Raw genomic sequence first — 555 nt, 5'->3', positions numbered from 1 at the left:
TTCGGGTCTACGACCACATACTATGACGCCCTATTCAGACTCGCTTTCGCTGCGGCTCCGTCTTCTCAACTTAACCTTGCATGGGATCGTAACTCGCCGGTTCATTCTACAAAAGGCACGCCATCACCCGGCATATCTCCAAAGAAATACGCACAGGGCTCTGACTACTTGTAGGCACACGGTTTCAGGATCTATTTCACTCCCCTTCCGGGGTGCTTTTCACCTTTCCCTCACGGTACTGGTTCACTATCGGTCACTAGGGAGTATTTAGCCTTGGGAGATGGTCCTCCCTGCTTCCGACGGAATTTCACGTGTTCCGCCGTACTCAGGATTCACTCGGGAGGGAACGAAGTTTCAACTACAGGGTTTTTACCTTCTTTGACGGGCCTTTCCAGACCTCTTCATTTACCCCGTTCCTTTGTAACTCCATATAGAGTGTCCTACAACCCCAGAAGGCAAGCCTTCTGGTTTGGGCTAATCCCGTTTCGCTCGCCGCTACTCAGGGAATCGCGTTTGCTTTCTCTTCCTCCGGGTACTTAGATGTTTCAGTTCCCC

General features: G+C 51.4%; 1 rRNA gene. It reads right to left on the bottom strand.

From position 1 onward, the window contains the following. Positions 1-555, bottom strand: a 23S ribosomal RNA gene (locus HRJ06_RS22985); the annotation flags it as partial.

It is taken from the genome of Mesobacillus harenae (genome assembly GCF_013343715.1).
GTDB lineage: Bacteria > Bacillota > Bacilli > Bacillales > Cytobacillaceae > Mesobacillus_A > Mesobacillus_A harenae.
The sequence above is the reverse complement of the archived record's forward strand: the minus strand, read 5'-3'. Positions and strand labels throughout refer to the sequence as shown.